Source organism: Streptomyces spongiicola (assembly GCF_003122365.1).
Lineage (GTDB): Bacteria > Actinomycetota > Actinomycetes > Streptomycetales > Streptomycetaceae > Streptomyces > Streptomyces spongiicola.
The window spans coordinates 6709848-6733690 of sequence record NZ_CP029254.1 but is presented as its reverse complement, the minus strand read 5'-3'; the positions used below and the strand labels follow the sequence as shown (position 1 = coordinate 6733690).

Below are 23843 nucleotides of genomic sequence, written 5' to 3'. Positions count from 1 at the left end.
GTTACATATGGTTACCGTCAAGTAGTCTTCAGGTGGCCGACCGTCCCGGGACGGTGAACTCGCACCACACGCATTTGCCGGTGCCTCGCGACTCCACGCCCCAGACGTCCGCCAGCCGGTCCACCAGCAGCAGCCCCCGGCCGGAGACCCCGGACTCCCCGGCCTCCCGGCGCCTGGGAAGAGCGCTGGAGGAGTCCTCCACCTCGGCCCGCAGCCGCCGTTCGGTGCCGGTCAGCACGCGTACGGTCACGATCGCCCCGCCGTCGGTGTGCAGCAGCGCGTTGGTGATCAGCTCGTCCGCGGCCAGCTCGATCTCGTCCGACCGGTCCACGGCGCCCCAGGCCCGCACGGCGGCCCGGATCATGTGCCGCGCGGAGCTGAGCGCCTCCGGGTCGTTCTGGGCGACGTGCTGCTGCAACCGCCCGCCGGCGTGCGGGGTGTACGCACCTCGGCGCTGGAGGAGCAGCAGGGCGACGTCGTCGTCGCCGCCCCGCTCGCCGACCTCCTCGCAGAGCTGGTCCGCCAGCAGCTGGAGGTTCCTGGAGCCGCTCCGGATCGTGGCGGTGAGCTGCCGCATACCGTCGTCGAGGTCCGCGCCCCGCTCCTCGACGAGCCCGTCGGTGTAGAGCAGCAGGGTCTGCCCGGGGTCGAGCTCCACGGTGGCGACGGGGTACTCGAGCCGGCCGAACTCGGCGGACAGGCCGAGCGGCAGTCCGCCCTCCACCGAGATGCGGCGGCCCTCACCGGCGGAGTCGAGGAGCAGCGGGTCGATATGGCCCGCGCGGACCATCTGCACGACTCCCGTGGTGAGATCGGCCTCCGCGTAGATGCAGGTCGCGAAGCGGTCGGTGTCGAGTTCGTGGAGGAAGACCGAGGCACGGGCCATCACGGTCGCGGGGGTGTGGCCTTCGGCCGCGTAGGCGCGCAGCACGATACGCAGCTGTCCCATGACCGCGGCGGCATGGGTGTCATGGCCCTGGACGTCGCCGATGACCGCCCCGACCCGGCCGCCGGGCAGCGGGATGACGTCGTACCAGTCGCCGCCGATGTCCCGGCCGAGGCGTGCCGAGCGGTAGCGCACCGCGATCCGGGCCCCGGGGACGGAGGGGATGCGGCGGGGCAGCATGGCCTGCTGGAGCCCCTCGGCGAGGTCGTGCTCCTGCTCGAAGAGCATGGCCCGCTGAAGGCTCTGCGCGATGCTGCTGCTCAGTGCCACGAGCAGATTCCGCTCCTCGGTGGTGAAGCCGGTCTTCTCCCGGTACAGCAGGCCGAGCGCGCCGATCGGCCGCGCCTGGGCGATCAGCGGCATATAGGCCGCCGAGGTGATGCCGAGCCCGCTGATATGCGGCCACAGCCGCGGGTACGAGCCGGCGAAGTCCTCCCTGGACTCGATGAAGCGGGGCACCAGGGTGCGGATGACCTCGCTCATCGGGTACTGCTCGTCGACCCGGGTGAAGCGGGTGCCCGGCACGAAGGACCCTTCCTGCCCCTCAGCGACGAGGTGGATGCGGCCGGCCTCCAGCAGCCCCATCACCAGGCTGGTGGCGCCGAGGTGCTCCAGCCCGCCCGAGTCCTTCAGCACGTCGATGACGTCGCTGACGGTCCTGGCGTGGGCGAGCGCGGCCGTGGTGCGCTCCACGACGCTGGTCTGGCGGCTGCGTTCGGCGTCGAGTTCGACCCGGGCGGAGGATTCCGCCAGCTCCCGGGTGGCGTCGCGGACGATGCCGATGACGCGGTGCGGCCGTCCCCCGGCATCGCGGAGTACCGACCCCTGGGTGTGCGTCCAGCGCAGGATGCCGTTGCGGCAGCGGATGCGGAAGTACGCCCCGTAGTGGGAGCTGCCGTTCTTCAGCGCCTGCGCGACCAGCTCGTCCAGCCGGGCCGCCTCGTCGCGCGGGAAGCGCCGGGCCAGCGTCTCCGGGTGGCCGTCGTACTGGTCGGCGGGCGTGTCGAGCACCTCGAGAGCGGGCTGGTCCAGGTGCATCAGCCCGCTGTCGAGGTCCCAGTCGAAGCTGCCCATTCGGTTGAGGGCCAGGCTCAGGTCCGGGTTGGCGGGCCAGTCGTCGGGAAGTGACAGGGCCCCCGCTGCCCGATCAGCCATGGTGACACTCTGCCATCATTTATCCGATTTATCGAGCGAGCGGAGGCCGTCCTCAGCCCTGGTGGCTCCCGCCGCCGACGGCGGCGGGCAACCCGGCTCCGGTCCCGACGCCACCCGGGAGCGGCGCGTCCGCGGGGGGCGCGTCGGGGAGGGCGGGGAGAGCGGGGAGCGGCGCGTCGGGGAGCGGCGCGTCGGGGAGCGGCGCGTCGGGGAGGATGACGTCGGGCGCCCCGTCGGGGTTGCCGCCGCCCGCGGTGCCCGCGCCCTGACCCGTGCCGCCGCCGGAGTCCGGCGAGATCAAGATGTCGCTGTCGCTCCGGCCCGCGCCCTGCCGCTCGAAAACGCCCGGGACACCCGCGGCCGGTCCACCGGTGCCCTGGCCGGCTCCGTCGGGCAGTGGCGCGTCCGGGAGGATGGGCGGCGGGCCGTCGGGGCCGCGGGACGGCGGGGCGGGGGTACCGGGGCCGACCGCCTCCGGAGAGGCCTGCTGGGGGGCGGGCGCGTCGGGGCTCGGCGGCGGCGGCTCGCTCGGTGAGCCGGGCGCGGGCGTCAGCGGAATCCGGGGGGCGTCGACGACATGGAGGCCGGGGTCGTGGGCGGGCGGCACCTGCGGGTTCTGGTCCGCCTCGCCGTCCGATCCGCTCCTGCGCTCCATCCACGTGCCGGCGGCCATGTCGACGAGCACCAGGGCGTCGATCACGTGCGCCGCCCTGGTGATCACGACCACGCGGTCGCGGTCGTACCCCTGCCAGGGCTTGCCCTGCTCGTTCACGGGCCCGGCGGTCACCACGGGCGAGGCGAGGGGGCTGCCGGAGGCGCAGCGGACCCGGGGCGCGCCGTGCTCGTCGACCAGCACGGCGGTTCCGGCCTGAAGGACGACCTGGTGGCGCTGGGCGATCCCGTCGCGGTAGCCGTGGTTGGTGACCCGCGCGTCGGCGCGCAGCACCACGGGGGTCAGGCCCCGCAGGAACCCCGGCATGTCGTGCTGGCCGACTCCGACGCCCTCGGTGAACGCCTGCGCCTTGCCCTGGTCGGCGACCAGGAGGCGGATCTGCTGCTCCACGTCGCAGCTCGCGACGGACCGGGTGCCGCCGTACAGCCCGGGCGCGGACCCGAGCACGGTCCGGATGGAACGCACGGCGGGGTCCGTGCCCGGGGAGGCCGCGGCGGAGCCGGAGACCCTCGGCGCCGGAAGCTGCCGGGAGACCGCCGTCGCGGTGGCCGTGGAGGGGGTGAACGGATCGGGACCCGGCTCCGCGGCCGCCAGCAGTCGCACCTCCTGCGAGGGGGTCGATCCCGACTGCCCCTGATCCGTCAGACTGCCGCAGCCAGTGGCCAGCAGCGCGGCCGACAGGCCGGCCGACAACGCGGCCAGCCCGGCGTGCCGGCGATACATCGGTGAGCGCACGAACATGCTCCGCCATCTCCCGCCAGTTGTGAGGTGTACCCGGAGTGATCACTCCCTGTCTTGCCCCATGCCTCCCGATACCGCGACTTGAACGCGCTCAAGAATCACCCTCGCGCCCGTCCGAGGAGCTGAACACGCTCAAACCGGGGTGGCCCGGCAACCTCGCTGGTCAGCGTGGTCGTGAGGCCGGCATGCCGGTGATCGCGCCGTCGGGACCGCGGCTGGTGCCGCGGCGGGAGCAGGGCCCGGGGCAGAGGCCGGAGCAGGGGCCGGGGCAGAGGCCGCGATAGGGGCCGCCGTAGGGCCGGAGGCCGTCCGCCGCCCCCGTCCCTGCCCCTGCCCCTGCCCCTGCCCCTGCTCGCCCTGCCCGGCACCACCGGCCTACGGATGCCGCGGGGAGCACTCGCCACGGCTCTGACCGCGGGCTATGTCCTCGCCGCAGCCGCCCCGCCCTGCACTCCCCGCCCGGCCGTCGCCGGAGTCGCCCTCGCGGCCGAACGCTCCGGCCGCGATCCGCCGGGATTCGCCCCGAGACCCTGGCTCCGACCGTGCCGCGCTTCCGCTTCGCGGGCTTCGCCGCTGCGCTGGTCGAGGGCCCTGGTCTGCCGTGCGGCCGGGGGGGTCCACCGACCGGTTGGCGGCGCTCGGCGTGCCGGCGGGCACCCTGCCGGTAGGCGCCGGCTGCTCAACGGGGTGGGGCGAGCCGGCCGGGGCGATGCCAGTGATCGCGGGGATACCGGTCGTCGCCCCACTGACCTGGCGCCATATCCACCCCGGCAGGGCCGAACGGCTGATTCACAGACTTCCGGGGGTCTCGGCGGCCGTTCCGGTGGCGACCACGCCCCCTCCCCCTCAGCCGGGCCCTCGGCGAGGCCACCGCCCCGCCGCACCCCGGCCCGGCCTGGAGGCCGCCGCCCACGGCCCCGGCAACGCCCCGGGCTTCGCCCTCTGTTCGCCGGCGGCCCTGCCGCGACCGGCGGAGAGGGGGCCGTACGGGCGGACCCCGCCGGGAGCCGCACCGTGAGCCCGTCCCGGCACACAGACCACCGCACCGGCCTGACCGAAGAGACCGAAGAGACCGGCACGACCGCAGAAACCGGAGCGACCGAAGCGACCGGAGCGACCGCAGAAACCGGCACGACGAAGAGACCGGCACGAACGGAGCGAACGGGCCGACCGGCACGACCGGCACGACCGGAGCGAACGGCACGACCGGAGCGACCGGAGCCCTCTCGGTCTCGGCGGAGGACGGCACCGTGCGGTTCACGGTGACCGCCTTCGGCGGGCCCGCCCGCTGGGGCACCGGCTCGCCGGACCCCTCGTACCGCCGGCGCGGCGGATGTACGCGCGGCGGTTCGGCGCCGGGCTGCGGCGCCTCGTGCCCCGGGCGGACACTGGGGTACGGGAGGTCCGCGATGGAGTGGTTCTCGGCACCCGACTACTGGCTGAGCAGAATCGTCTTCCAGCGGGCCCTCGCCGCGCTGTACCTGGTGGCCTTCGTGGGGGCGGCCGTCCAGTTCCGCGCCCTGATCGGCGAGCGCGGCATGCTGCCGGTGCCCGAATTCCTGCGGCACACCCCGATGCGGCGGGCGCCGAGCGTCTTCCAACTGCACTACTCGGACCGGTTCTTCGCCTGCTGTGCCTGGACGGGCGCGGCGCTCTCGGCCGCGCTGCTCGGGGGCGCGGCCGACCGCCTGCCGCTGTGGACGGCGATGCTGTGGTGGGCCCTGCTGTGGGCGCTGTACCTCTCGATCGTCAACGTCGGGCAGACCTGGTACGCCTTCGGCTGGGAGTCGCTGCTGCTGGAAGCCGGGTTCCTGGCGGTCTTCCTCGGCAACGAGCGGGCCGCTCCTCCGGTGCTGGTGCTGTGGCTGCTGCGCTGGCTGCTGTTCCGGGTGGAGTTCGGCGCCGGGCTCATCAAGATCCGCGGGGACGAGTGCTGGCGCCGGCTGACGTGCCTCTACCACCACCATGAGACCCAGCCGATGCCGGGGCCGCTCAGCTGGTACTTCCACCGCCTGCCGAAACCGCTGCACCGGGTCGAGGCCGCCGCCAACCATGTGACCCAACTGCTGGTGCCGGTCCTCCTGTTCACGCCTCAGCCAATCGCCTCGGCGGCGGCGGGGCTGATCGTCGCCACCCAGCTGTGGCTGGTCCTGTCCGGGAACTTCGCCTGGCTCAACTGGCTCACGATCGCGCTCGCGCTCCCGGTCCTCGACCTCTCCGCGCTCGCCGCTCCGCCCCCGCTGCCGGCCCCGCCGCTCTGGTACACGGTCCTGGTGATCGCGGTGACCGCCCTCGTCCTCGCCCGGAGCTACCAACCGGTGCGCAACATGCTCTCCCGGCGGCAGGCGATGAACCGGTCCTTCGACCCGCTCCACCTGGTCAACACCTACGGCGCGTTCGGCACCGTGGGGCGGGTCCGCTACGAGGTCGTGGTCGAGGGCACGGACGAGCGGGTGCCGCGACCGGGCACCGTGTGGCGGGAGTACGGGTTCAAGGGGAAGCCCGGGGACGTCCGCCGGCTCCCGCGGCAGTACGCCCCGTACCATCTGCGCCTGGACTGGCTGATGTGGTTCGCCGCCCTCTCCCCCGCGTACGCCCGCTCCTGGTTCGGCGGTTTCGTGCAGCGGCTGCTGGAGAACGACCGGGACACCCTGAGGCTGCTGCGGAGCAATCCGTTCCCGGACGCGCCGCCGTCGTACGTCAGGGCCAGGCTGTACCACTACACGTTCACGGACCGGCGGCAGCGGCGCGCCACGGGCGCGTGGTGGCAGCGGCGCTTCCTGCGCGAGTATCTGCCGCCCACCCGGCTCGGGGCCGGGGACGCCCCGGCGGGGCAGGCCGACGCCCCCGGCCGACCGGGACGGGACGCAGGCACCCCCGGTCCGACGGGACCGGGGGTGTGACAGCCGTGGGGGCGCGGGATCAGTCGATGCCCTGGAGGATGTGCGGCTCCGCGAGGTCGTCCTCGTATCCGGCCAGTCTGATCGGCGCGGAACGCGCCCAGACCTCGAGGCTTCCGAGTTCGTCGGGCCGCCCGGGTCGTTCGCCGGGGTCCGCCGAGGGCTTGGTCTTCTTCTTCGTTTCAGTCGTCACCGCGCACTCCTTAGTGTCGCGTCACAGGGACAAGGTCGGTCCGGTCGCGGTGGCGCCGTTCTTCGGGCGGGATCGCGGCCGAGGTTGCGGACCTGTCCCGGGGCGGTCTCGGGGGGGGTTCGTGGGCCCCTTGCCGACCGTCCGTGGGTTCCAGACTAACCAAATGAGCGCGGCTGCGCTCGATGGATTAGGTCACATTGGGCGTTTCTTTACCGAGAAGCACTCCAGGGTGACGTCCCATCGGGTACAGGAAACCCCCGGGGAGTCGTGCTCGCCCGGGGGGATCCGCCGTTCGGGTTACCCAGCGGCTCGTGAACGGGTCGCCCAACGGCTTGTGAACGGGTTACCCCGCGGCCCGTGAACGGGGCGCCTCGCGACTGCTCACCAGTTCGCGCGGTCGTAGTCCTTCAGGAAGCAGCCGAAGAGGTCCTCGCCGGCCTCACCGCGCACGATCGGGTCGTACACCCGCGCCGCGCCGTCGACCAGGTCGAGCGGCGCGTGGAAGCCCTCGGCGGCGAGGCGCACCTTGTCCGGGTGCGGACGCTCGTCGGTGATCCAGCCGGTGTCGACGGCGGTCATCAGGATGCCGTCGGCGTCGAACATCTCCTGGGCGCTGGTGCGCGTCAGCATGTTGAGCGCCGCCTTGGCCATGTTGGTGTGCGGATGGCCCGCGCCCTTGTAGCCGCGGCTGAAGACGCCCTCCATCGCGGAGACGTTCACGACGTACTTGCGCCGGGCCGGGGAGGCGGCCATCGCCGCACGGAGGCGGCTGATCAGGATGAACGGCGCGGTGGAGTTGCACAGCTGCACCTCGAGCAGCTCGACCGGGTCGACCTCGGAGACGGTCTGGATCCAGCTGTTGCTGGCGTGCAGGTCGGGCACGAGCCCGCCGGCGTCGATCGCGGTGCCGGCCTCGATCCGGGCCGGCGTCGCCGACCCGGAGACGAGGGCGAGAGCGGTCACGTCCTCGGCGGTCAGGCCCTCCGACCGGGGCCCGGGCAGGGCCGCGACCCGGTCCACTCCGCCACTGCCGAACGTGCCGATCACCTCGGCGGCGGGCAGCTCGCCCGCGGGCAGCGGGGCGCCCTCGGCCGCGACCAGCTCGCCGTAGGCCTGCGGGGACCGGCGGACGGTCTGCGCGGCGTTGTTGATCAGGATGTCCAGCGGTCCCTCGGCGGCGACCGAGTCGGCGAGGGCGACGACCTGCGCCGGGTCGCGGAGGTCGATACCGACGATCTTGAGGCGGTGGATCCACTCGTCGCTGTCCGGCATCGCCTTGAAGCGGCGGATCGCGTCGTTCGGGAAGCGGGTGGTGACGGTGGTGTGGGCGCCGTCCCGGAGCAGCCGCAGCGCGATGTACATGCCGATCTTGGCCCGGCCGCCGGTGAGCAGCGCGCGTCTCCCGGTCAGATCGGTGCGGGCGTCGCGGCGGGCCCGGTTCTCGGCGGCGCACTTCTGGCACAGCTGGTGGTAGAAGGCGTCGACCTCGACGTAGCGGGTCTTGCAGATGTAGCAGGACCGGGGGCGCCGGAGTATGCCCGCGATCTCCCCCGTCACCGTGGAGGAGGGCAGCAGGCCCTGGGTCTCGTCGTCGATCCGTTCCGCGGAGCCGGTCGCCGTGGCCTCGGTGACGGCCTTGTCGTGGGCGGTCTTGGCGGCCCGGCGCTCCTGACGGCGGCGCTGCTTCACCGTGCGGTAGATCCCGGCGGTGGCGCGGCGCACCGTGATCGCGTCGGGGTGGTCCACCTCCAGGCGGTCGAGTTCCTCGAGAACGCCCAGGCAGACGGCCAGTCGCTCGGGGTCGATGCCCGGGCCGAAGTCCAGGCTGTCGTCTGTCACCGTCATCGCCGCTGCCGTTCCCTGTGTTCTCGGTGTGCCGCTTGGGGGATTCCAAAAGCGGAACCTTACTTCAGAGGCGGGCGTGCGGACCAAACCGTTGCCCGAGAAGGGCGCGGACGGTCGCTCTCCGCTGCGGGGCGGGGCGGGGCGGTGGGCCCGCGGGGCACGGACTGCGGGGCGAGGGCGGCGGCCCGCGGGGCACGGGCGGCGGCACGGGCGGCGGGGCGGGGGGCGGACCGTGCGGGGCGCCGGTGGCGGGGACCGTCCGGACTCCTGCGCTATACGCCCCGGTGCCGGAGAACGTCCGGACGCCTGCGCTATGCGCCCGGGCGGCGGGGCGGCCGGTCGAAGACGCAGTCCCCGCACAGTCCGCCGGCCGGACACCGGTAGTAGAGGCAGCAACTGGTCCGGCGCAGGCCGGGCCCTTCCACGGCGCCGGAGAGGTCGGGATGGTCCAGCAGGCCGGTGACGAGCGCGGCCGCGCGCTCCGCCGCGTCGGGCCGGTCGTGTTCCCGCGCCCAGCGGTGGATCTCGCGGAGGGCGCCGGCGAGCGCGGAGCCGGCGTTGCCCCACAGCAGCCGGCGGGAGACACGCGCGTCGCTGCGCAGGGCCTCGGCGAGCGGGACGAGGTGCCCGTACTGGACGGCCTCCCGGATGGCGTCGACGGTGCCGGGGAGCGTTCCGGGACGTGTCCAGCGGAGGTCGTCGGGCGCGGTGGACTCCGGGTCCCAGCACAGGCTTCCGGCGGCCGGGTCGGGAAACTCCCCGTGGAGCGCGGCCGGGCCCAGCGCCGTGGACCAGAGGCGGGCGGCGAGACCGAGGTGGGCGATGGAGGCGGCGACCCGGCGTTCGGAGGTGCGCAACCGGGCCGCGACCCGGTCGACGCGGGCGGACAGGGGCGCGAGTCCGCCGGCGTAGAGCCTCGACAGCGGCAGCTGCCCGGGGCCGGGCTCCCCGGTGGCGGTCGCGAAGAAGCCGCCGATCGACTCCGCCCGGGTCAGCTCCACACGCCCCTCCCGGCTCGTTCCGTGGTCCTGCCGCGCCCCCCGGACCCGACGTCCGCCGGTCCGGTTCCCGCCGGTGCAGCATACGGCGGCGCTCCCGCAGCGCCGCCGTCTGCTGCACCAAGCGGGGTCAGATGCTGACGCCGCCCGAGCGCAGATACCTGAGCGGATCGATGTCGGAGCCGTACCCGGGCCCGGTGCGCACCTCGAAGTGGAGATGCGGTCCCGTGCTGTTACCGGTCGATCCCGAACGGGCGATCCGCTGACCGCTGTTGACCCGCTGCCCCTCGCGCACGGTGAGCGCCGACAGATGGGCGTACTGGCTGTACCTGCCGTCGTCGTGCCGGATCACGATCTGGTAGCCGTAGGACCCCTCCCAGCCGGCCGAGACCACCCGGCCCGGGGCCACGGCCTTCACCGAGGTGCCGGTCGGCACGGGGAAGTCCACACCCGTGTGGTAGCCGCTGGACCAGGACGAGCCGGCCTTGCCGTACGCGGTGCCGGTCCCCGCGGCGACGGGTGCGCTGAAGCCACCGCTGCGCTCGTCGCGGTCGGCGCTCCTCTCCTGCGGGTGTTCCGGCTGCGGCTTCGCCTGCTGCTTCTGCTGCTTCTGCTGCGTCGGAGCGGCGGCCTGCGCCGCGGCCTTCGGCGGCTGCGCCTCAGAAGGAGCCTTCGACGGGGCCTTGGACGGAGCCTTCGACGGGGCCTCCCGCTGGGACTTCGACAGGGACTTCGACGGGGACTCCGGACGGCTCTTCGACGGTGCGGAGGCCGAGCCGCGCAGTACCAGCCGCTGGCCCGGGTGGATGAGATCGGGGTCGTCGCCGACGACCTTCCGGTTGGTCTCGTAGAGCGCCCGCCAGCCACCCCCGACCCGCTCGGACGCGGCGATCCCCGAGAGCGAGTCACCGGTCGTCACGGTGTAGCTCTCGCGCTTCCCGGGAATCGTCGTCGGCGTCGCCTCAGCGCTGCCCCGCTCAGCGCCGGCCCGCCGTGGCGAGGCCGACTGCGGGCGGGCCTGCCGCTCGGGCGACGCATCCGGGGCGTCCCCACCGCGGGTGAGTCCCGCGCGGGAGGAGCAGACCGGCCAGGCCCCCGGCCCCTGACCGGCCAGCACCTTCTCGGCGACGGCTATCTGCTCGTCCCGGGTGGCGAGGTCGGCGCGCTCCGCGTAGGCCGTTCCGCCGTACTCCTCCCAGGTGGACTGGCTGAACTGGAGACCGCCGAAGTAGCCGTTGCCCGTGTTGATCTGCCAGTTGCCGGTCGACTCGCAGGACGCGACCTGCTCCCAGACGTCCTCGGGCGCGGCGGCGGCCGTGCCCGCCGCCACCAGCGGCAGCGCGATGCCCGCGCCACCGGCGGTCACGGTGAGCGATAACCGGTTGATACGACTCGGCTGGTACCTGCGGTGCCGTCCTCGTTCGGTCATGTTTCCCCCCTCGATCGCCTCAGCAGCCGCCAAAGCTATTGGCCCGCCACAAGACATGACAAGGGGGTGCATGCGGCGCCACGGCGCAGGGCGTACCGCCGGACCGGGGGAAAGCGGTGAACCATGCGCCCCGCGCGCGACTCCCCGCTCCATGAACACCGCACACCGGTGACGCGTATTCATACTGACCACGGGGGAGCGCACTTCCGCATGACCGCACACAGTCGACGGACTCCAGGAGCACACGTATGAGTGGTACCGCCCAGATCGGCGTCACCGGGCTCGCGGTGATGGGCCGCAACCTCGCCCGCAACTTCGCGCGCAACGGCTACACGGTCGCCCTGCACAACCGGACCCCGGCCCGCACCCGCGAACTCGTCGAATCCTTCGGCGACGAGGGGGCCTTCGTCCCCACCGGGTCGGCGGAGGAGTTCGTCGCCGCGCTGGAGCGCCCCCGCCGCCTTGTGATCATGGTCAAGGCCGGTGCCCCGACCGACGCGGTGATCGAGGAGTTCGCCCCGCTGCTGGAACCCGGCGACCAGATCATCGACGGCGGCAACGCCCACTTCGAGGACACCCGGCGGCGTGAGCGCGAACTCCGCGAGCGCGGCATCCACTTCGTGGGGGTGGGCGTGTCGGGCGGCGAGGAGGGCGCGCTGCACGGGCCGAGCATCATGCCCGGCGGCTCTCCCGAGTCGTACGGCACGCTGGGCCCGATGCTGGAGAAGATCGCCGCGAAGGCGGTGGACGGCACGCCCTGCACCGCGCACATCGGCCCCGACGGCGCAGGCCACTTCGTGAAGATGGTCCACAACGGCATCGAGTACGCGGACATGCAGCTGATCGCCGAGGCCTACCACCTGCTGCGCTCGGTCGCCGGATACCCGCCCGGGAAGATCGCCGAGACCTTCCGGGAGTGGAACGGGGGACGGCTCGACTCGTATCTGATCGAGATCACCGCCGAGGTGCTGGCGCACACGGACCCGGAGACCGGGAAGCCGTTCGTCGACGTGGTCGCCGACCGGGCCGAGCAGAAGGGTACCGGCCGCTGGACCGTGCAGATCGCCCTCGACCTGGGCGTACCGGTGTCCGGTATCGCGGAGGCCGTCTTCGCCCGCTCGCTCTCCGGGCACGCCGATCTGCGCGAGGCCTCGCACGCGCTGCCGGGACCGGCGCCGCAGCCGCTCGGCGAGAAGGACGCCGCCCGCTTCGCGGCGCAGGTCGAACAAGCCCTGTACGCGTCGAAGATCGTGTCGTACACGCAGGGCTTCCACCAGATCCGGGCCGGCGGCGACATCTACGGCTGGAACATCGACCTGGGTGCGGTGGCCGCGATCTGGCGGGCCGGGTGCATCATCCGCGCGGCCTTCCTGGACCGGATCCGGACGGCGTTCGACACCCGGCCCGATCTACCGAGCCTGCTGTCCGACAAGCAGTTCGCCGAGGAGATCGGCGCGGCGCAGGACGACTGGCGCGCCGTGGTGGCCACGGCGGCACGCCAGGGCGTGCCGACGCCGGGATTCTCCACCGCACTCGCGTACTACGACGCGCTGCGCGCACGCCGGCTCCCGGCGGCGCTGACCCAGGCCCAGCGCGACTTCTTCGGCGCGCACACCTATCGGCGCACGGACCGGGAGGGGTCCTTCCACACGCTCTGGGGCGGCGACCGGTCGGAGGTGAGCACCGGCTGAGCCGCGGACGGGCCGGCCGCTGAGTGGCGTGGCGTGCGGTGTGTGGTCTGCGGCGTGCGGCGTGGCGCGGTGCCGCCTCGCGCCGCGCCGGGCACCCGGCGCGCCCTGCGGGGCGGTACCGGCTCCCCCGGCGTCAGCTCAGTGGGCCGGGCTGCGGGTCCGGCCCGGGTACCGGATCCGGTCCCGGAGGCTTCGGGATCGGATCCGGTGCGGGGCCGGGCGGCGGTTGCGGCGGGGGCACGGGTCCGGGCGGGGGCCCCGGCACCGGCCCCGGGCCGGGATCCGGCGGCGGCGTGGGAGGCGGGGGCACCGGGTCCGGTGGGGGCTCAGGTGGTACGGGGTCCGGCACCGGACCGGGCGGCGGGGTGGGATGCGCGGGATCCGGCGGCGGGGTGGGATGCGCGGGATCCGGCGGTGGCTGGGTCATGACTGGCTCCCGGGGATTCGGGCGGGCCGGACGGCGGGCCGGACGGCGACGCGTCGGGGCTCCATACCTGCGGCTGCCCAGACACGCCCGGTCCAGTCATCGGCACGGGCGCGCACTCGTCCCTGCCGCCACCGCACGTGCCGCTGCCGCGCGGCCGGGGCGGGGGCCGGAGAGCACGGGGACGGAGGCCGTGGCGCGGGCTGCCGCGTCCGCCGCGGACGCCCGGGCCAGGACGATCACCCCGGCGCCCCGGACCGCGTCCGCTCCCCCGGGGACCGCACCGGCCGAGCCGCCCGTACGGCACCCGCGACCGTCTGCGGACTTCCTTGTGCGGGCCCCTGCTTCGGTTTTCGGAGTACGGCCCCCGCGACCGTCTGCGGACCGTACGCCCGGGCCCCGGCCAAGCAGTTCCTCCTCGACGGTGTGCCACAGCCGCAGCCCGGGGTGGTAGCGGTCCCGCGGAGCGTCGAGGACGGGCGTCACGGACCGGGGGGAGGTGTGCAGCAGCGCCCGCGCGAGCCCCGCCGGCGGCTCAGTGTCGGGCGGCGGGAGCGGGCACGGCGTGCGGGCTGCTCTCCGTGCCGCTCCCGGGGACCGGCGCGGAGGGGTCCGAGCCCAGCTGGACGATGCGGTTGCGGCCGTCGACGTGGACGACGCGCGGCACCAGTTCCCGCGCCTCGGCGTCGTCGACCTGCGCGTAGCTGATGAGGATGACCAGGTCGCCGGGGTGGACGAGATGGGCCGCGGCGCCGTTGATGCCGATGACGCCGGATCCCCGCTCCCCCTCGATGACGTACGTCTCGAGTCGGGCGCCGTTGTCGATGTCGACGATGTGCACGAGTTCACCGGGAAGGAGGTCGGCCGCTTCCATCAACTCGGCGTCGACGGTGACGGAACCGACGTAGTGCAGGTCGGCCTGGGTCACGGTGGCCCGGTGGATCTTGGACTTGAACATTGTACGCATCATCGAGGTACTCCTGGACATAGGCTCCCTGCCTGCGTTTTTGCAGGTCAAGGGCGGTTTCCCTACCCTACAACGAGTCGCATGTTCGGGCAGCATTCCCCAGGTTTTTCAGGACTCATGCTGACCACTTGCTGACTTTTCTGACGCACCATCAGGTGTTGCAGGGGAGCTCCGTCCGCTCTCCTGGACCCCACCGCGACGACCACACAAGCCTACGCAGCACCTTCCGAAGGGTGTCCGTGATCACCGTCACTCTGGCGGCCTGGGAGGCCACTACGAGGACGGTCGCGCGCCAGGGACCCTGGCTGCGCACGCCATGGGTCAGTCGGCCCAGGCCCCCTCATTCCGCCTCAAGGGAGGAGGCACCCATGGTTCAACGAGAATCCGAGGGGCCGAAGCGGCGCGGCAACATAGCCGCGGATCGCCGGTTAGCCAAACCGGCGATTCTCACGACCATGGCTACAGCTCGTCCGGTGACTCCTGGCGGTGGCACAGGGCGGCCGTCACGACGTTTGGAATTAGGCCACAGCAGAGCGCGAGTCGATGCCGCGATCCGGCTCAGGCCAGCATCAAGGAGCCATCTTGCCCATGGAACCGCAGTCGCACTCCGACGAGACCCGCACCGATATCAACTCGTCGAACAGGCGCCGTAGCGTCGAGCCCGTCCTTATGGACACTTCGGAGGTCGCCACGATGCTCAACATGTCGACGAGCTGGGTCTATAGGGAGGCATCAAAACTGGGGTTGAAGGGCTACAAGCTCGGCCGAGGCAGGAACGCCAAGGTGCTGTACAAGAGGACCGAGATCTTCAAGTGGCTGGAACAGCAGAAGATCCATTAGCCTCGCGCTTTCATGAAGCTGGCTGCCCGACGGGTGGTCAGGTGAGCAGAAAGCACCTCTGAACAGCGAGAATGAGGAGTGTCGAGGTCCTTGTTCCCGCACCAGCCGGAGGCACTTCCCAGGTGAAGAAGCGTAGCGGGTCCTGTCCGCGCGTCCGCATCGAGGGCGGCGGCCATGGGGCGGTGTCCCAGGCCGGGGCGGTGCTGCTGGTCGGGACCGCTCGCAAGGCCGGGCTTGACCAGGCGGTACCGGCGGCGCTGACGCCGTGGCGCAAGTCGCGGGCGGTACACGGTTCGGGCAAGATCCTGCTGGACGTCGCCCTCGCGGTCGCGCTGCGCGGGGGCTGCCACACGGATGTTAGACCAGCCCCGTTGCGGCTCTTCTTGACGCCCCAGTCCCAGTCCTTCGCCGTGCGCAGCCGAAGGCGGTGTTCCGGTTCACCCCCAGCTCACGCGCCACCACGGTCACGTTCCCCACGACATCAAGCCGCGCGAGGAAACGCTCCCGTAACCCCGCAAGATCAGCACGCTCAACGCCCACGGTCCTCGCAACTCCCACAGATCGCGGATGTTGCGAGGACCGTCAGAACCCAAGGTCCGTGCCGGGGGCCGCCTTCACACATCCCGCCTGAGCGGCCCTCAGTCGCCGCTCGTGCGGATTTGCGCTCCATGCTCATTGCACTCGTACGTACGCCGCTCGTTCTTCTCGATCTTCCGGGCCACCTCTGCTTCGAGGTCCACCCCGTTCATCTCCGCCAAGGCGGTCACGTAGAGGAGGACGTCGGCCAGCTCCTCCCCGAGGTCGGGGAGGCCCTTTCGCCAAGCCGTGAAGGCTTCACCGACTTCGGCGGTAAGGAGACCGAACTCCAGAGCCACGTCGGTGGTGTTGAACCCCTTGAGGGTCTTGTTCTCCCAGGCGAGCTTCTGGGCGGCTCCGATCTCCAAGGCTCCTCCAGCGGCGGTACAGCAGGTGCCTTAGAAGCCTAGCGGGAGCGGTGTGCCTGCGTGCTGGCTTCGTGAGCCGTCACCCTGTTGAGGGGAGGTCGAGGAGTGACGTATCGAGCGTGAGCACGCGGGTGTAGTCCGCGAGCGTAGAGAAGACTCTTTCGTACCCCGTCACCAAGGCGGAGATCTCCTCCAGACCCACGGCCTCGCCGTCGCGTGACAGAAGCCGCTGGCGGATGACGGCGGGTGGTGCCGTCAGATGCACGAGCGCTCCAGCCCGCTGGATGACGCTTTCGGCCAGGTCGATGGCCTGGGACCAGTTGATCCGGGAGCGCCCCCTGTGAAGCGGGCCGTAAACCAGCTCGCTGATGAAGCACCGGTCGAAGAGGATCTTGCCCTCTCCGGCAAGGATGGTCCTGTAGCGGCTGGCCAGGTCGAGATGGTCGGGAGTCCTGGGGGAATGGACCAGGGTGAAGCCGTGGTGTGTCGACAGACGCTCGCCGAGCGTGCTCTTGCCGACTCCGTCGCAGCCCTCCAGGACCACAGTGCGGTAGCCGACGATCCCGTCGGGGTTCATGCGGTCAGCCAGGACAGGACGGCCTCGCCGCTTTCGAGATGGGCCTCGGAGGCGTACTGGATCATGAGGTTTCGCCAGTTGGGTTCCCGGCCATGAGCGTGCGTGTACGTCGGGCGCGGCTGGTAGGCCGCGATCCGTACGCCGCTGGCCAGAGCTGTGCCGATGAGAAGGGCGGTGCCGGGTGGCGTCTCGGGGCCGGACACGTCAGCGAGAAGCCGGGCGGCCGCGCGCACCACGGTCAGGTCGGTCAGGGCGCCCGCGACCGGGTCCGATGATGTGAAGCGCTGGGGCACCGCCACGGTATGGCCGGCGTCCATACAGGCTTTCGCCAGGTGGTCTTGGCCCCATGGCGTGTACGGCGACGTCTCGACGTACACGGGTGTGCCGATGGCCGCAGCTGAGTCCGCGCGGAGGGGCGCTCGAGTCGGCAGTTCGAACAGGGCGTCGACGGCCGCGTCGAGGGCTGTGTTCGTCTGGGCCACGTTGCGTGCCTGGAAGACCTGGAACCGTGAATGGCCCGGAGTCGGCCGTGGGCTCGGCGGTCCGAGCTTGGCCATCCGCACGATACGGGTGGCCACGGCCTGGAGAAGGGGGTCGGGGAATTCGAGGTGGGTGCCGGCCTCGGTCATTGAGTAGGTCTGGAAGTCGGTGGTGAGCACGAGGACGGGGACGCCACAGGCGGCGGCGTATCCGATCTCCATGCAGACCCCGTCGTCCAGGCTCGGGCCGTGCAGGATGGCGATCATGGCGTCGAGGCGGCCGAGGCGTTCACGATCCAGCTCGAACAGGCGGCGTCCCTTGACCTCGGCGACGAGGTCCTCCTCGTCGGTGTCGCAGAACGGCAGGAAGACGCGATCGGGGCCAACTTTCTCGGCGAGGCGGTCGCCGAGGTCGGCAGCGAGAGCGCGGTCGTGTGCGGCGAAGAGCCGATGGGCTATGTAGAAGGTCACGGGAAGAGGCCCCCAAGTCGAAGGTCAGCCGCGCCGGGGCGCGGGGATCGGAAGGGACGGCGCCGCGACGTACCTGGCTGCGGCTGCTGTCGCCTTCGCCAGGGCCTGAGCGATCGCCGTACCGCGCGAGCGGTGAGCCAGGTAGGTGCCGGCGAGGGTGTCTCCGGCGCCGGAAACCTCGTGCGCATGGTGTGGCGGCGGCACGGCGGAGGCGACCTGACGCCCGAAGCTGTGGACCACGGCGGCCCGGGGGCCATCGGTGACGACCACCTCCCGCAGCATGCTGCAGTCGACCGCCTGGTTCAGGAGCCGGTACTCAGCGGCGTTGACGAACAGGGTGGTCGCCGCCGGCAGCCAGGGCGCGGCAGCTCGGATCATCGTTTCCGCACTCGGCAGGAAGAAGTCCACGCTGAACGGGGCCGTGGTGTTGGCGATTCGGTCGAGTACCGCCTCGACGTCCAAGGGCCGGCGGCAGCACACGTGAAAGGTCGCCTGCGTGCGCCTGCTGACGTGGCTCAGCGCGTGCTCGGTCAGAGCCTCGGCCGCGCCGTAGTCCGTGCGGACCTCCACCAGATCGCCCTGCAGGTCGTACTCCAGGCCGAAGGTCGTAGACGTGCCGTTGGTCTGGAGTCGCGCCGACCAGTCGAGCGCGTCCAGGCCCGGTAACTGGGGAAGGTGGGCGAGATCGCTCCCCAGGACACAGACGGGGGCTGCCGGGCGGCCGGCCTTGGTGGCCGCCAGCGACACGAACAGGGCCGCGCCGCCGAGCCGGGCCCCGCCGCGGTGGTCGGGGTAGCGGGTCAGGTCCCGACTGATATTGCCGATCACGTCGAGCCGGTCCACAGGCTCCCCCAAGGTCAGACGATCCGGGTTGGGTGTGCGCAGCCGACGGCCTTCGTGCAGACCGGTCGCCGACGGCAGAGCTGCGGGGAGGGGCCGTTGAGATACAGACGTTTGAAGTAGATCAAGACGAGGTGCACCCACCACGTCGGCTCCACCCCCTCCGGGATGGTGACCTGGTACTCGTTGTCGGCGACCAGGGCTCGAAACTCGGCCGCGCGGGCGTGGACGACCGCTTCGAGGACGTGCCTCATGCGTTCGTGCGCCACGGCGCCCGAGGGAAGGGTGATGCCCAGTACGGGTGCCAGTTTGGTGACCATGCCGGAATCCACGGGAATGATGCCGCAGTGGTACCCGCGAGCGGTGAGGAGTGCGCACTGGGCGACCTTGTAGGAGGCGCCCCTCACCCGCGCGGCGAAGTCGAGGATCAAGGCGTCGATGTCGGCCGACTCCGCCGTCGTGGGATCGACCCCCTGCTTCTCCCAGCCCTGGAGCAGCTCGGCGAGGGAGCGGACGTAGTCGATCCGGGTCTGCGGCAGGCCGATGGGGCGCACGAGCGAGGCGAGCTCGGCGTCCGTGCTCGCGACCAGGTCATCGAAGCCGCGGGCTTCGGCCGCTGTGATCACTCTGGCGTACGTGTCCACCATGCGGTAGGAGACTCGGGTGGACCAGCCGGCGGCGAGCATCCGTACCCGCGGATCGGCGATGGACGTGGGCCACCACCGGTTCTCGTCGTGGTTGGCCTCCACATCGGCCCGCACGTCCGGTAGGCCGGCGGCACGAGCAACCAGTTGGTGGACACGCCGGACCTCGATCGCCTTCGGCTTCGCGCGTTCGATCGTCATGAGCCGACTCCAGCAGGAACTCGGACGGCAAGCAGCGCCATGGCGAGATTGGACGACAGCACGGGCTTCCCGAGCCGGTGCTCCAGTTCGTCGATCACCGGCAGGGTGTGCCACCCAGTGCACGACAGGACCAGGGCCCCGGCAGCGTCGACGGCGTCTTGCGGTATCCGCTCCACCAGGGCGATTACCTGTTCGCGGGTCACCCTGGGGTAGCCGTCGGTGAGGCCGAGACTCGCGTGAGCCAGGACCTCCACACCGGCCGCGGTGAACGCCGCCGCTTCCGCTTCGGTCACCGGTTCGGGGTAAGGCGTGACGAGGACCACGCGCGCCTCGGCCACCTCGCCCAGAGCATGCAGGAGGGCGTCGAAGGCAGTGAGCACGCCGCTCGGCAGTGGCGGGCCGCCGGTGAAGTGCGCCGAGGTGCATGCCAGCATCACCACATCGAGCGGGACGTGCAGCAGCGAGTCCAGTGCCCGAACCGATGCCTCGCGCAACCCATGCCAGAAGGAGGCGTCGATCGCCGTCGTCCGGGAGGCGGGCATGAGCCGCGCGTGGTGGAAGACGGTGTGGCGCAGGTTAAGGCGGGGCAGCTCGCTCTCCACGGCGACGTTGGCCCAGGGCAGCAGCAGGCCCACACGGATAGTGCGGCCCGCCGCAGCGTCCAGGGCCTGCAGTGTGGTGAGCGTTCCGTCAGGAGGCGGAGACAACGCGTTCCCCGTAGATCATGCGCGGCGAGTGCCCGGTGACCACCAGGTCGCCTGAGGTACCGAGCGGCACCGTGGCGCCGCGCTCGACGACCTGGATGGAGTACGAGCCCAGTCGCCGCCAGTAGGTGCCCTCTTCGCTGACGAAGTAGGAGTGGAGTCCGGGCAGGCTCAGGCCGGCCGGATAGACCCGCTCCTTCATCGGTTGGTCCCAGGTGAAGTCGATGTCCGCCTTCCAGGAGGCGAAGTGCTCGTCCGATGGCAGCGGCTCCCGTTCACCGAGCGCGGCAAGCGGGGTACCGGGGAACGCCCTGGCCAGGCGCACGTTCGTGCGGTGGCACAGCAGGCCAGCGTCCAGGATCCCGGCCAGGCCACGAAGGTTCGCCGCGTGGGTGTGGTGGGTCTCCCCGGGGAGACCGTAGATCAGGTTCAGGCCCGGAAGGAGCATCGGCAGACCGCCAGGGCCGCGAGCGGCGCCCGCCATGTTCACGTGCTCGATGGCGCGCAGCAGGATTTCGGGCGTGCACGTGAGGGTGTTGCGTTCGATCACTGCCGGATCGAAGCTCTCGATACCCATCGGCGCGCAGTTGCCCTCGGTACAGAAGTCCGCCACCAGCTTGGCGATGCGCAAGCCGACGGGCGCGGCCACGGCCAGGGGATCGGCGTTGTCGATGTGGAGCACTTCCAGCTCGGGGCAGCGCTCGCGGATGCCGCTCAGCAGGGCGCGGATGGCGTCCTCGTCCCGGTGGCGGTAGGAGAAGAAGCAGGTTTGCTGGCCGAGGCGGAAGTTGCGGACACCGGCGGCGTAGAGCTGGGCCGCCTCGTCGACGACGTCATCGACCTCGCGGAAGGCAACGAGGGGTGACTTCGCCGGTTCGTTGCAGAAGCCGCAGAACTTGCGTCGGGTGCAGCCGCGGTACAGCTCCAGCTCGGCGATCGGACGCCAGGGCATCTGTTCGACGAGGCCGGCGAATGAGTCGCGTTCGCGTCGCATCTGCTCGTAGCCGGCCGGTTGCCGGCTGCCGAGCAGTAAGTCAGCCGACGTCACGGTGTGGGTGTGGACGGCGTCGAACAGCCCTGCGTACTCCGCAGGGGAGGCAAGGGCGTAGGCGGACAGCGGGCCGAGCAGGTATCGGCGGCCCCGCGTGCAGGCGAGCGCGCGAGCGATCTCCTCGAACGAACCGTTCACGGCATGCAGATGCACGGACGGAACCGCGTCTCCAGCGATGACGACCACGATCTCGGCGTCTCGCAGGAGCCGGACGGCGTCGTCCCGGTTGACGGTGACAGAGTAGGTGAGCCGATCACTCAGAGGCGGTTCGACGGTGGGCTTGCCTCCGGCCAGGCACCAGCGGACGTCGTCGATGGTCACGTACCTGACGTCCGCCTCCGGCCGAGCCCGCCGCAGCGCCGACCAGGCGTTCCGGACGTAGGTCGACAGGTAGGGCGGCACGCCGAGGCCACTCGGCTCGACGGTGAAGCAGTCCAAGATCACAGCAGGCTGCATTGGTTCTCCCTCCAGCGCTGAGGGCGTCGGCGGTGTTCCAGCGGCGTCCTCGCCGGGAAGAGCCGTGGGCCCCGCAGCCCTCTTAGTGTCCGCGTCGGCAGGGCCTCGGAGCAGGGGGTTGCGGGGTTGTTCGGTTGTACGGGGGTTGCATCGTCATGGCTCTGTGTCGAAAGCCTGGGACGCAGCGTGATCCACAAGGCATCATCTCCGTATGGGCAGTTCAAGGGGAAACGGCGAGGCCAACACTGCGTTCGCGGCTGTGCTCCAAGAGGCCGGCTGCTCACACGCCTCGTTGGCGCGCAGGGTCAATGAACTGAGCGCGCTGCAGGGCGAGGTCTCGCGCTACGACAAGGCGTCGGTGACCCGATGGCTGCAGGGAATGACCCCACGGGGCCGCGCCCCGGAGTTCATCGCCGCCGCCCTGGCCGGATTCTTAGTGCGCCCGGTCTCCCCCGTTGACATCGGGTTCTCCCAGCAGCCCCAGAAGCCTGTGGTTGCAAGGGCCTTAACGTACCGTGAAGACGTGGGCGAAACCCTTCACACCCTTGCGGAACTCGGCGCGACCGACATCTCGCGGCGCAGCCTTCTCGGCGCAGTGCCGTACGTCGCGACTGCACTCCTGGACCCCCAACGGCAATGGTTGCTGTGGCTCCTGGAGGATGACCAGGCCCCCCGGCTCGCCGTAGTCGCCGACAGCGGCCCTGTCGAGCAGGTCCAGGCGATGATCGGGATGTTCGACGAGATGGATAACCGCTTCGGCGGTGGCGGAGTCCGAGCGAGCATCGTGCACTACCTGAGCACCGAACTCACCCCCATGCTGCAGCAGCGCGGTCTGCCACCAAACCAGCGCCGGCTCCTTTACACCTCGGCCGCGAAGCTGGCAGCGATGGCCGGCTGGTGCTCGTACGACTCAGCCGACTACGGGCTCGCGGAGCGCTACATGATCCAGGCATTGAGGCTGTGCGCCGAAGGCGGCGATCGTGTGCTCGGCGGACAAATCCTGGCCGGCATGTCGCATCTCGCCACCAGCCTCGGCAACCCCGCTGAAGGAGTCTCGTTGGCGAGAGCGGGCATCGCGACCGCCAAGTCAGCTGGTAGCCCTCTCGGGCTCATGCGCTTGCACGCCATGGCCGCCAGAGGGTACGCGGTCCTGGGTGATACTCGGCGCGCGACGGCATCCCTCCTGGATGCCGACAAGGACCTGGAGGCCAGCCGAGGCCCCTCCGAGGAGTCGCCATGGGTTCGCTTCCTGGACCACCACTACCTGGAAGCCGAAGCTGCCCTGGTTCACCGAGATCTCAGCGAAGCAGCGGAGGCCGAACGGCTCGCCTTGGCGTCTGTCGAGGCCAACGGCGACCGCCGTCGCCGACAGGCCATCAGCCGCTCGGTGCTCGCGACGGCATTCCTCCAGCAGAACAGGTTGGACGAGGCAGTCGGCACCGCGAGCGAGGCCGTCGACATGCTCGCCGGGGTTCACAGCGAACGGTCCGTTCAGGCCCTTCGTGACTTCCGCGCACGTCTCGCTCCGCACCGAGGCGAAGCCGTCGTCCGCGACTTCGAACGAAAGGCCCGGCCCATACTCGGCACGGCCGCCTGAGGCGCCAGTCAGTACCCGTCCGGTGTCGGCGCGTTCTGGCCCTTGTCGACGGGCAGGTTGATCCCGGTCACCGCCCGCGACGCGTCCGAGAGCAGGAAAGCGATCACGTCCGCCACCTCCTCCGGCCGCACCAGCTCTCCCCCCGGGAACTCCGTACGGAATCGCTCGAAGGCCGGCGGGTCCTCCCTGCGCATTCGATCCCACCGCTTGCCCGGAATGAGCATCGATCCGGGCGAGACCGCGTTCACGCGGATGCCATCCACGGCCAGTTCCCTGGCCAGGGACGACACCATGTGGATCTGGGCCGCCTTCGCGGAGCCGTACTGAGCCTGCGGCCCCGGCTTCCATCCGGAGATGGAGGCCACCACGACGATCGATCCGCCACCGGCCGCTCGTAGGTGCGGGGCGCTCGTCGCAACCAGTCGGGCGGCGTGACCGACGTTCATCTCCCACGTCGTCGCCCAGTCCTCGGCCGACGCTTCGGTGATTCCCCGACCTCGTGCTCCGCCGGCGCACGCGACGACACCGTCCAGCCCACCCAGCTCGGAGGCGGCCTCCTCCACGAACCGCTCCAGCAGTTCCGGTACGGAGACGTCCAAAGGCCGGATGAACAGAGCAGCCGACGCATCGAGCGAACTGCGGAGCGCCTCCAGCGACTCCGGCTTTCGGGCACATGTCGCCACACGCGCTCCTCCGGACAGAAGCAAGCGGACCACGTGTTCTCCGAGCCCCCTCGAGCCTCCCGTCACCACGATGCGGCGGCCCGCGAACTTTCCTGTTGCCGCTCGCTTTCCGCGGTCCCGCCCTGAACTTGTCATCCGCACAACCCTCCACCAACCGTGCCGACCCGCGTGGTCGAAGACATCCTCCGTGCACCCTTCTTACCGGCACAGCGGGGCGGTTCTCATATGGGCGTACCCGGCCATGGGCCAGCGGTGCGGCGCGATCAGCCGACACCGGCTCTGCGGACCAGGGTCACGAACGACCCCGGGCCGGCGCACCACACCTCAAGCGTCGATCTCGGGTCAGGCGGTCTCCATCACGAAACGAGCGAGAGCCAGCGAACGCACCCCGCGC

The 23843-nt window shown here is 71.3% G+C and carries 19 protein-coding genes and 1 pseudogene; 5 read left to right on the top strand and 15 right to left on the bottom strand.

Features of this window, described 5'->3' with window-relative positions; genetic code table 11:
- Nucleotides 1–28: 28 nt before the first annotated feature.
- A complete protein-coding gene (locus DDQ41_RS29270; protein ID WP_109297163.1) occupies nt 29–2101 on the bottom strand; it encodes a SpoIIE family protein phosphatase in 2073 nt (690 codons plus the stop codon).
- A 52-nt stretch (nt 2102–2153) separates the two neighbouring features.
- Nucleotides 2154–3515: a DUF6777 domain-containing protein gene (locus tag DDQ41_RS29265; protein WP_109297162.1), complete on the bottom strand. Its 1362-nt coding sequence runs from the start codon at nt 3513–3515 to the stop codon at nt 2154–2156.
- A gap of 1409 nt (nt 3516–4924) precedes the next feature.
- Between DDQ41_RS29265 and DDQ41_RS29255 the strand changes: the two genes are divergently transcribed.
- Entirely contained in the window at nt 4925–6418 is a 1494-nt protein-coding gene (locus DDQ41_RS29255; RefSeq protein WP_245991382.1) for a lipase maturation factor family protein, read from the top strand.
- 19 nt (nt 6419–6437) lie between these two features.
- Here the strand turns inward: DDQ41_RS29255 and DDQ41_RS31825 are convergent, their stop codons facing one another.
- The 4 genes from DDQ41_RS31825 to DDQ41_RS29240 form a co-directional block, all read right to left on the bottom strand.
- Nucleotides 6438–6608: a hypothetical protein gene (locus DDQ41_RS31825; RefSeq protein ID WP_167450289.1), complete on the bottom strand. Its 171-nt coding sequence runs from the start codon at nt 6606–6608 to the stop codon at nt 6438–6440.
- Nucleotides 6609–6989: 381 nt separating this feature from the next.
- Entirely contained in the window at nt 6990–8453 is a 1464-nt protein-coding gene (locus DDQ41_RS29250; protein ID WP_109297161.1) for an SDR family NAD(P)-dependent oxidoreductase, read from the bottom strand.
- 311 nt (nt 8454–8764) lie between these two features.
- Nucleotides 8765–9454, bottom strand: coding sequence for a (2Fe-2S)-binding protein (locus DDQ41_RS29245; protein WP_109297160.1), 690 nt, complete (start codon nt 9452–9454; stop codon nt 8765–8767).
- Between the two features lie 127 nt (nt 9455–9581).
- Entirely contained in the window at nt 9582–10880 is a 1299-nt protein-coding gene (locus DDQ41_RS29240; RefSeq protein WP_109297159.1) for a transglycosylase family protein, read from the bottom strand.
- 248 nt (nt 10881–11128) lie between these two features.
- On the opposite strand from DDQ41_RS29240, the gene gndA reads away from it, so the two are divergent.
- Nucleotides 11129–12571, top strand: a complete 1443-nt coding sequence (gene gndA / locus DDQ41_RS29235) for an NADP-dependent phosphogluconate dehydrogenase (protein WP_109297158.1) — start codon at nt 11129–11131, stop codon at nt 12569–12571.
- 959 nt (nt 12572–13530) lie between these two features.
- Here gndA and panD read toward each other — a convergent pair.
- A complete protein-coding gene (gene panD / locus DDQ41_RS29225; protein WP_109297157.1) occupies nt 13531–13965 on the bottom strand; it encodes an aspartate 1-decarboxylase in 435 nt (144 codons plus the stop codon).
- 540 nt (nt 13966–14505) lie between these two features.
- On the opposite strand from panD, the gene DDQ41_RS32955 reads away from it, so the two are divergent.
- Together DDQ41_RS32955 and DDQ41_RS32815 are read left to right on the top strand one after the other, a co-directional pair.
- A complete protein-coding gene (locus DDQ41_RS32955; RefSeq protein WP_316683994.1) occupies nt 14506–14802 on the top strand; it encodes a helix-turn-helix domain-containing protein in 297 nt (98 codons plus the stop codon).
- 122 nt (nt 14803–14924) lie between these two features.
- Nucleotides 14925–15161: pseudogene (locus DDQ41_RS32815) on the top strand (IS1380 family transposase); the annotation flags it as partial.
- A 279-nt stretch (nt 15162–15440) separates the two neighbouring features.
- Here the strand turns inward: DDQ41_RS32815 and DDQ41_RS29205 are convergent.
- The 7 genes from DDQ41_RS29205 to DDQ41_RS29175 all read right to left on the bottom strand — a co-directional run bounded on the left by DDQ41_RS29205 (nt 15441) and on the right by DDQ41_RS29175 (nt 21169).
- A complete protein-coding gene (locus tag DDQ41_RS29205) occupies nt 15441–15746 on the bottom strand; it encodes a MazG nucleotide pyrophosphohydrolase domain-containing protein (RefSeq protein WP_109297154.1) in 306 nt (101 codons plus the stop codon).
- A gap of 79 nt (nt 15747–15825) precedes the next feature.
- A complete protein-coding gene (locus DDQ41_RS29200) occupies nt 15826–16323 on the bottom strand; it encodes a nucleoside/nucleotide kinase family protein (protein ID WP_109297153.1) in 498 nt (165 codons plus the stop codon).
- Entirely contained in the window at nt 16320–17273 is a 954-nt protein-coding gene (locus tag DDQ41_RS29195) for a nucleoside 2-deoxyribosyltransferase (RefSeq protein ID WP_109297152.1), read from the bottom strand. The genes DDQ41_RS29200 and DDQ41_RS29195 overlap by 4 nt, the downstream gene beginning before the upstream one ends.
- A 24-nt stretch (nt 17274–17297) precedes the next feature.
- Nucleotides 17298–18128 (bottom strand): carbohydrate kinase family protein, encoded by an 831-nt coding sequence (locus DDQ41_RS29190; protein ID WP_262508611.1) that lies wholly within the window; start codon nt 18126–18128, stop codon nt 17298–17300.
- Between the two features lie 2 nt (nt 18129–18130).
- The gene (locus DDQ41_RS29185; RefSeq protein WP_109297150.1) at nt 18131–18958 is read right to left on the bottom strand and encodes a hypothetical protein; all 828 of its coding nucleotides are present in this window, start codon (nt 18956–18958) and stop codon (nt 18131–18133) included.
- Nucleotides 18955–19665, bottom strand: coding sequence for a maleate cis-trans isomerase family protein (locus DDQ41_RS29180; RefSeq protein ID WP_109297149.1), 711 nt, complete (start codon nt 19663–19665; stop codon nt 18955–18957). The genes DDQ41_RS29185 and DDQ41_RS29180 overlap by 4 nt, the downstream gene beginning before the upstream one ends.
- Nucleotides 19649–21169 (bottom strand): radical SAM protein, encoded by a 1521-nt coding sequence (locus DDQ41_RS29175; protein ID WP_109297148.1) that lies wholly within the window; start codon nt 21167–21169, stop codon nt 19649–19651. The genes DDQ41_RS29180 and DDQ41_RS29175 overlap by 17 nt, the downstream gene beginning before the upstream one ends.
- Nucleotides 21170–21380: 211 nt before the next feature.
- Here DDQ41_RS29175 and DDQ41_RS29170 point away from each other — a divergent pair, with 211 nt between their 5' ends.
- Nucleotides 21381–22766, top strand: coding sequence for a hypothetical protein (locus tag DDQ41_RS29170; protein ID WP_109297147.1), 1386 nt, complete (start codon nt 21381–21383; stop codon nt 22764–22766).
- An 8-nt stretch (nt 22767–22774) separates the two neighbouring features.
- Here the strand turns inward: DDQ41_RS29170 and DDQ41_RS29165 are convergent, their stop codons facing one another.
- On the bottom strand, nt 22775–23584 hold the full coding sequence (locus DDQ41_RS29165) for an SDR family NAD(P)-dependent oxidoreductase (RefSeq protein WP_109297146.1): 810 nt from the start codon (nt 23582–23584) through the stop codon (nt 22775–22777).
- Between the last annotated feature and the right edge of the window lie 259 nt (nt 23585–23843).